We start from the raw sequence: 8298 nt of genomic DNA, 5'->3' as shown, positions 1-8298 counted from the left end.
TCGCATATTTATCAAAATTTGGGGGCTAGAAGTTCAATTTATCTCGAAGAATTTTTACTCCTCAGAGCTGTACTCGTCTTCTTCCGGGACGTCTATATCTAAATCTTCGTCCAGTTCGTCATCCCCTAAGTCAAATTCATCGTCATCAAGAAGTTCGTCATCAAACGCCTCGTCGTCGTCGAGATCAAATTCGTCATCATCGAGAAGCTCGTCTTCACCAAGATCAAGCTCGTCTTCATCATATTCGTCAAGATCATCATAATCGATATCTTCATCATCGATAATATCATCGTAATCCTCATAATCATCAAGGGCTTTTTTCTTCTTCTTCGGCTTGGCGATCATTACCGTTTCATCTTCTGTTTGATCAAACGGATACCAAACGCGCAGACCCCAGACATTTTCTCCAACACAAATAAAACGACCGTCAATATTTAAATCTGTATAATATTGAGCAAGCCGCTGTTTTACTTCTTGCTCCGATAAACCAATTAGCGCAGCAACTTCATTCACAAGCTGTTGGAACGATAACGCTTCCCTTTTTTCAGATAAAACGAGACTAGCGAGTTCCACAAACGACATTTCTCGCAATTCCTCTTGAGAGTATTGCTGCAAACTCAAATTCGGCACTCCCTTTCCTATGTAAACTGGCGATGAATGCGATTCGAATACATACCATTCATTATAAACAAATTCTCGTTGTTTATGCTAGATGTTTACTGAAAAAAATGCGAATTTCCTCATAAAATTGTTTTGACGATCGTAGAAAGCTTGTTTTGCAGCGAAATTGTAGATCATAACCCATATTTTTTATGCCATGAAAAAAGGAAATCGGCAAGCGATTTCCTTTTTTCAACGTTACATATTGCGGCGATATTGACCGCCAACTTCATAGAGAGCGCGCGTAATTTGTCCAAGGCTTGCGACCTTTACGGTTTCCATTAGCTCTTCGAAAATATTGCCGCCGCTAATCGCGACTTGTTTGAGACGCTCTAGCGCTGCATCTACTTTATCTTTATTTCTCTCTTGGAATTCACGCAAGTTCTTAATTTGCAATTCTTTTTCTTCATATGTCGCGCGCGCTAGCTGTATATTGTTCAGCTCTTCTTCAGACGGCGGGTTCGGGTTGAGATATGTGTTTACTCCAATAATCGGAAGCTCGCCGCTATGTTTTTTCATTTCATAATACATCGATTCGTCTTGAATTTTTCCGCGCTGATATTGCATTTCCATCGCGCCTAACACGCCGCCGCGGTCGTTGAGGCGCTCAAACTCTTTTAACACTGCTTCTTCGACTAAATCGGTAAGCTCTTCAATAATGAAAGAGCCTTGAAGCGGGTTTTCGTTTTTCGCGAGACCAAATTCTTTCGTAATGATTAGCTGAATCGCCATTGCTCGACGGACCGACTCTTCGGTCGGTGTTGTGATCGCTTCATCATAGGCATTGGTGTGCAGCGAGTTGCAGTTATCATAAATCGCTATTAACGCTTGCAATGTTGTGCGGATATCATTAAAATCAATCTCTTGCGCATGAAGCGACCGGCCTGATGTTTGAATATGATATTTCAGCTTTTGACTGCGTTCGTTTGCTCCATATTTTTCCCGCATGGCGATCGCCCAAATGCGGCGCGCCACCCGTCCGATAACCGAATATTCCGGATCTAAGCCGTTGCTGAAGAAGAACGAAAGGTTTGGCGCGAAATCATCAATTTTCATGCCGCGGCTTAAATAATATTCGACATACGTAAAGCCGTTGGCAAGCGTAAATGCAAGCTGTGTAATCGGATTTGCTCCTGCTTCGGCGATATGATATCCCGATATCGAAACAGAGTAATAGTTGCGAACTTTATTTTTAATAAAGTATTCTTGAATGTCGCCCATCATTCTTAAGGCGAAATCGGTGGAGAAAATACACGTATTTTGTCCTTGGTCTTCTTTTAAAATATCAGCTTGCACCGTACCGCGCACCGTTTGCAGCGTATATGCTTTTACTTCTTCGTACTCTTCTTTCGTAAGCGGGCGGCCTAGCTCTTTTTCCCGCTTTTCGACTTGCTGGTCAATTGCCGTGTTCATAAACATCGCTAAAATAATCGGTGCTGGACCGTTGATTGTCATCGATACGGACGTTAGCGGGTCGCATAAGTCAAAGCCTTTATATAATTTTTTCATGTCATCGAGCGTACAGACGCTGACGCCGCTTTCCCCAATTTTCCCGAAAATGTCTGGCCGGTAATCTGGGTCTTCACCGTAAAGCGTTACCGAGTCAAACGCGGTGCTTAGGCGCTTCGCTTTATCTTCTTTACATAAATAATGGAAGCGACGGTTCGTCCGTTCTGGCGTTCCTTCCCCGGCAAACTGCCGTTTCGGATCTTCTCCCTGCCGTTTAAATGGAAAGACGCCTGCTGTATATGGGAACGAACCCGGAACGTTTTCTTTATACACCCAGCGCAAAATTTCGCCATAGTCTTTGAATTTCGGCAGCGCCACTTTTGGAATATCTAATCCTGATAAACTTTTGGTCGTTAAGTCCGTTACGATTTCTTTATCGCGAACTTTAGTCACGAATTGTTTTGCGGAGTATTTTGCCTTCAAGTCTTCCCATGAATCAAGAATTCGTTTTGATTCCGGCGTTAGTTCGTTTTCGTAATGTTGTTTGAGCGTCTCTAAAGACGCGATGACGTCTTCGCTTTCACCGCGCTCTTTTGCCGCTTCAATCGCTCCTTCGATTTGGAATAAGCGGCGCGCGATTTCTACTTGCCGTTCGACGCGTTTATGATAGTTGCGAACGGTTTCGGTAATTTCGCGCAAATAGTAGCGGCGTTCGCTCGGAATAATGACGTTATGTTTTTCGACATTCGATACGGTTTTTAAGCTTGTTTTCCAATTGGTTCCTGCTTTTTGATTAATGAGGTCAACAAGCGCCACAAATAGCGTATTCGTTCCCGGGTCGTTAAATTGACTCGCAATCGTGCCATATACCGGCATTTCGGAAAGGTCTTTATCAAATAATTGATGGCTGCGCTGATATTGTTTTTGCACTTGACGTTTCGCATCTTCGGAGCCTTTTCGTTCAAATTTGTTAATGACGATTAAATCCGCATAATCAATCATATCGATTTTTTCAAGCTGTGTTGGCGCTCCGAATTCACTTGTCATCACATACATCGAAATATCACATACTTCGGTAATCGCCGCGTCACCTTGGCCGATCCCGCTCGTTTCGACGATAATTAAATCAAACCCTGCCGCTTTGACGACCGAGATGGCATCTTTAATCGCAAGCGACAATTCGGAACGGGAATTTCGCGTCGCTAAACTGCGCATATACACGCGCGGTGTGTTGATCGAATTCATGCGGATGCGGTCACCTAAAAGCGCGCCGCCTGTTTTTTGTTTCGTCGGGTCAATCGATAAAATCGCGATTTTAATATCTGGTATTTCGTTTAAGAAACGGCGGACAAGCTCATCGGTAAGCGAACTCTTTCCCGATCCGCCTGTACCGGTAATTCCGATAACTGGCACCGGTTTCGTCAGCTCTTTTACTTTTTCCATCACTGTTTCCATCGCTGTAGCTGCTTCATTCGTCACATCAACACGGCTTTCACATAGCGTGATCAAACGAGCGATCGCCTGAACATCCCCTTTTGGCAGGCGCTCTAATTCATCGGTAATTTCTGTTACGGTTGGAAAGTCACATTCTTCGAGCATGACGTTAATCATGCCTTGCAATCCGAGCTTGCGGCCATCTTCCGGCGAAAAAATACGAGCAATTCCGTATTCGTGCAACTCTTTTATTTCCCTTGGAATAATGACGCCGCCGCCACCGCCGTAAATGCGGATGTGGGAAGCGCCACGTTCTTGAAGCAGGTCATACATATATTTGAAAAATTCCATATGTCCGCCTTGATAGGAAGATACCGCAATTCCTTGCACATCTTCTTGAATAGCGGCGTTCACAATTTCATTAGCGGAACGATTATGTCCTAAATGAATCACTTCCGCTCCACTTGCTTGCAAAATGCGGCGCATGATGTTAATCGATGCGTCATGTCCGTCAAATAAGCTAGAAGCTGTCACAAAACGAACATGATGTTTTGGACGGTAAATATGCGCCATCCTTTCTCCCCCTTTGTCATGATGACCGTTTCTCCATAATTCCCCTTAGCAACAATTCCGTTTGCAATGCAATGTATTCATCGAGCGTATACATTTTTTGCAGCGCCCAGCGGCGGAACGCCCACATTTGCCCTAGAACAAAGATGTTATGGGCGAACAATTTAATTTCTTGTTCTGTTAGTTGAAATACCCCATTGTCGACACACGTCTGCAAAATTTTTTCAAACATCGCGACCATTTGTATTTCCTTATTGAGCACATATGGCAGCGATTCTTTACTAAGCGATTTTGCTTCTTGATACATTACAAGCACTTCGTCTTGCAAATCATCGATGACTTTAAAATAACGGGCAATTGCTAATTTAAAGCTTTCCAATGTCCCATGATGGGTGTCGATATCTTTTTCCATCCGTTCGCGCACTTCGTCATATATACGGTCACAGACAAGATATAAAACATCTTCTTTTTGGCGAATGTATTCATAAAGCGTTCCAATGCTAAACCCCGAGGCTTTCGCGATCTCTCTCGTTGTCGTGCGGTGAAATCCTTTTTGTTTAAACAAGGTAATGGCCCCTTTAATCATTTGATTACGGCGTTTTTTCACCAGTTTTTCATCTTTTACGGACGCTATCACTTCCCGTTTTTTCATATGCATCACCTGTATGCCGCGGAATGCTTATCTTGTAAGCATCCGCGAAATAACGAGACGTTGAATTTCTTGCGTTCCTTCATAAATTTGTGTAATTTTTGCGTCGCGCATAAACCGTTCGACTGGATAATCTTTCGTATAGCCATATCCTCCGAAAATTTGCACGGCATCGACCGTTACTTTCATCGCTGTATCGCCGGCAAACAATTTCGCCATCGCCGATGCTTTGCCGTACGGAAGACCGTTTGTTTCGAGCCATGCCGCTTGATACGTAAGCAGGCGCGCCGCTTCGATGGCGGTCGCCATATCAGCAAGTTTAAAAGCAACTCCTTGCTGTTCAGCGATCGGTTTGCCAAATTGCACCCGTTGTTTTGCATATTCAATCGCTGCGTCTAAGGCTCCTTGCGCGATACCGACCGCTTGTGCAGCGATTCCATTTCGGCCGCCGTCAAGCGTCATCATCGCGATTTTAAATCCTTCCCCTTCTTGCCCGAGAAGGTTTTCTTTCGGAATGCGGCAATCTTCAAAAATAAGCTCGGTTGTCGGCGATGAACGAATGCCGAGTTTTTTCTCTTTTTTCCCGATCGAAAAGCCTGGTGTGCCTTTTTCAACGATAAAGGCGCTGATTCCTTTATGGCGCTTTTCTGGATCGGTTACGGCGAACACCACGTAAATTTCCGCTTCGCCGCCGTTGGTGATCCATACTTTCGAGCCGTTTAGCACGTAATAGTCGCCATCTCTTACAGCCCTCGTTTTCATGGAGGAGACGTCCGAACCGGCACCTGGTTCCGAAAGGCCATATGCGCCAAGTTTTTCACCTGTCGCAAGCGCGCGCAAATATTTTTGCTTTTGTTCTTCTGTGCCGAATTTGTAAATCGGCCAGCTTGCGAGTGAAATGTGCGCAGACAACGTTACCCCGGTAGACGCGCATACTCTCGATAGCTCCTCTACTGCGATGACATACGCTAAATAATCGCTGCCGATACCGCCGTACTCTTCCGGCCATGGAATTCCGGTAAGGCCTAATTCAGCCATTTTATTAAAAATTTCGCGGTCAAATCGTTCTTCTTCATCCCGTTCGGCTGCAGTCGGTGCTACTTCTTTTTCAGCAAATTCGCGCACCATTTTTCTTATCATTTCATGCTCTTCACTTAACTGAAAGTTCATAATCCCGATCCCCCATTTATTTATTGATATAAATATTTGCTAATGACTAGACGTTGAATTTCGCTTGTTCCTTCGTAAATTTCACAAATTTTTGCATCGCGGAACAACCGCTCGACCGGATAATCTTTCGTATAGCCATTGCCACCGAAAATTTGCACCGCTTCAATGGCGTTTTCCATCGCCGTTCTGGAGGCAAACAATTTCGCCATCGATGCTTCTTTTCCGCACGGGAGGCCTTGCGCGCGCAAAAACGCGGCATGATAGACAAGCAGTTTCGCCGCTTCGACCGCTGTCGCCATATCGGCAAGCTTAAAAGCAACGCCTTGCTGTTCGGCGATCGGTTTGCCAAACTGGATGCGTTCTTTCGCATAAGCGGTCGCATGTTCGAGCGCCGCTTCGGCAATGCCTAGCGATTGCGCGGCGATGCCAATGCGTCCGACATCGAGGTTAGCCATTGCGATTTTAAAGCCTTGCCCTTCTTCGCCAAGCAAGTTTTCTGCCGGCACTTTCGCGTCTTCCAGCGTAATTTGCACCGTCCGTGAACCATGAAGCCCCATTTTTTTCTCGTCTTTGCCGATGATAAATCCCGGCGTATCTTTTTCGACGATAAAAGCGGAAATGCCGCGGCTTCCTTTTTCATTCGGATCGGTTCGGGCAAATACGATATACGTATCCGCCTCCCCGCCGTTGGTGATAAAAATTTTCGAGCCGTTTAAAATGTAGTAGTCTCCTTGGCGGACCGCTTTCGTTTTTAAACTTTTCGCATCCGATCCGGCGCCCGGTTCAGTAAGGCAAAAAGCGCCTAAATATTCGCCGCTGGATAATTTTGGAACGTATTTTTTCTTCTGCTCTTCCGTTCCAAAGTATAAAATCGGATTGGTGCCGACCGACGTATGCACCGATAAAATGACACCAACTGTAGCGCTAACTTTCGAAATTTCATGGATGGCGATAATGTAGGAAATAAAGTCCATTCCCGCACCGCCGTACTCTTCAGGAACGGTAATTCCCATCAAACCGAGTTCGGCCATTTTGTTTAAAATCGGGCGCGGAAATTCGCCTTGTTCCATACGTTCAACAAATGGAGCGATTTCCGTTTGCGCGAATTCTTGCACCATCTTCCGCATCATTTCTTGCTCTTCTGTAAAGTGTAAATTCATGTATGCCACCTTCTTTGCTGATTAATCGTACGTGTAAAAACCTCTGCCTGTTTTGCGGCCAAGCCAGCCGGCTTTCACGTATTTGCGCAATAACGGGCATGGGCGGTATTTATCATCGCCAAATCCTTCATGAAGTGTTTCCATAATGTATAAGCACGTGTCCAGCCCGATAAAATCCGCTAATGTCAACGGTCCCATCGGATGGTTCATGCCAAGCTTCATTACTTCATCAATCGCTTCTTTTGTCGCGACCCCTTCATATAACGCGTAAATCGCTTCGTTAATCATCGGCATGAGCACGCGGTTCGAGATAAAGCCTGGGAAGTCATTGACTTCCACCGGAACTTTGTTCAGCTTGCGCGTAATCGCTTCAATCGTTTCATATACTTCATCGGCAGTAGCCAATCCGCGGATAATTTCTACAAGTTTCATTACAGGAACCGGATTCATAAAGTGCATGCCGATCACTTTTTCCGGCCGCTTCGTCGCCGCTGCGATTTCCGTAATTGGCAGCGAAGACGTGTTTGTCGCCAAAATCGTGTGCGGCGGAGCAATTTCATCAAGCTGGGCAAACAACTTTGTTTTAACATCCATGTTTTCGACGACCGCTTCAATGACTAAATCGGCTTTCGCGGCGTTTTGCAAATCGGTTGAAGGAGTAAGCCGCGACAATGTCGCCTCTTTTTCCTCTTCTGTCAATTTTCCTTTTTCGACTTGGCGTGACAGCAATTTTTCGATATTCGCCAATCCTTTGTCGAGCTGTTGTTGGCTAATATCATGCAAGAAAACGTCGTATCCTGCCATCGCGCACACTTGCGCAATGCCAGATCCCATTTGTCCTGCACCGATAACCATAATCGTTTTGACGTCCATTGTTCCACATCCCCTATCCTTAGTCATTTCTAAGTGAAGTACAGTTTGTCTGATGGAATATCGAGACCATTGCTTTTCTTATTGTCTAGCTCCAGAGGCTAGCTCCCTTGTGCGAAATAACCTTCGCTTGAAGTGCAAGCACTTCCGCGCGCAAAGAACATTTCGCTTCGAGGGAGCCAGGATGGCGACATTTCGCCGTTGCCCGCAGGATGCGGGCCGCCTTTAGGCGAAATTGTGCTGCCTCCGCTTTTCTCTCTGTCTAGCTCCGGCGGCAACACATTGAGTTAACTTCCCTGAACAACCCACGCAAGACCAAACTTTGTTTGGTCTGAG

General features: G+C 45.4%; 6 protein-coding genes. All 6 read right to left on the bottom strand.

Features of this window, described 5'->3' with window-relative positions; all coding sequences use genetic code 11:
* Nucleotides 1–54 precede the first annotated feature (54 nt).
* Entirely contained in the window at nt 55–621 is a 567-nt protein-coding gene (rpoE, locus tag DCC82_RS02920) for a DNA-directed RNA polymerase subunit delta (protein ID WP_233252908.1), read from the bottom strand.
* 237 nt (nt 622–858) lie between these two features.
* A complete protein-coding gene (gene icmF / locus DCC82_RS02915) occupies nt 859–4116 on the bottom strand; it encodes a fused isobutyryl-CoA mutase/GTPase IcmF (protein ID WP_097353997.1) in 3258 nt (1085 codons plus the stop codon).
* 16 nt (nt 4117–4132) lie between these two features.
* Nucleotides 4133–4765: a TetR/AcrR family transcriptional regulator gene (locus DCC82_RS02910; protein WP_097353996.1), complete on the bottom strand. Its 633-nt coding sequence runs from the start codon at nt 4763–4765 to the stop codon at nt 4133–4135.
* 27 nt (nt 4766–4792) lie between these two features.
* Nucleotides 4793–5932: an acyl-CoA dehydrogenase gene (locus tag DCC82_RS02905; RefSeq protein WP_015865344.1), complete on the bottom strand. Its 1140-nt coding sequence runs from the start codon at nt 5930–5932 to the stop codon at nt 4793–4795.
* A 20-nt stretch (nt 5933–5952) separates the two neighbouring features.
* Nucleotides 5953–7092, bottom strand: coding sequence for an acyl-CoA dehydrogenase (locus DCC82_RS02900; RefSeq protein WP_097353995.1), 1140 nt, complete (start codon nt 7090–7092; stop codon nt 5953–5955).
* A 21-nt stretch (nt 7093–7113) separates the two neighbouring features.
* Nucleotides 7114–7965, bottom strand: coding sequence for a 3-hydroxybutyryl-CoA dehydrogenase (locus DCC82_RS02895; RefSeq protein ID WP_015865346.1), 852 nt, complete (start codon nt 7963–7965; stop codon nt 7114–7116).
* Nucleotides 7966–8298 lie beyond the last annotated feature (333 nt).

This window comes from Geobacillus sp. LYN3 (assembly GCF_003064505.1).
GTDB classification, from domain to species: Bacteria; Bacillota; Bacilli; order Bacillales; family Anoxybacillaceae; genus Parageobacillus_B; species Parageobacillus_B toebii.
This window is presented reverse-complemented; position numbering and strand designations above follow the sequence as displayed.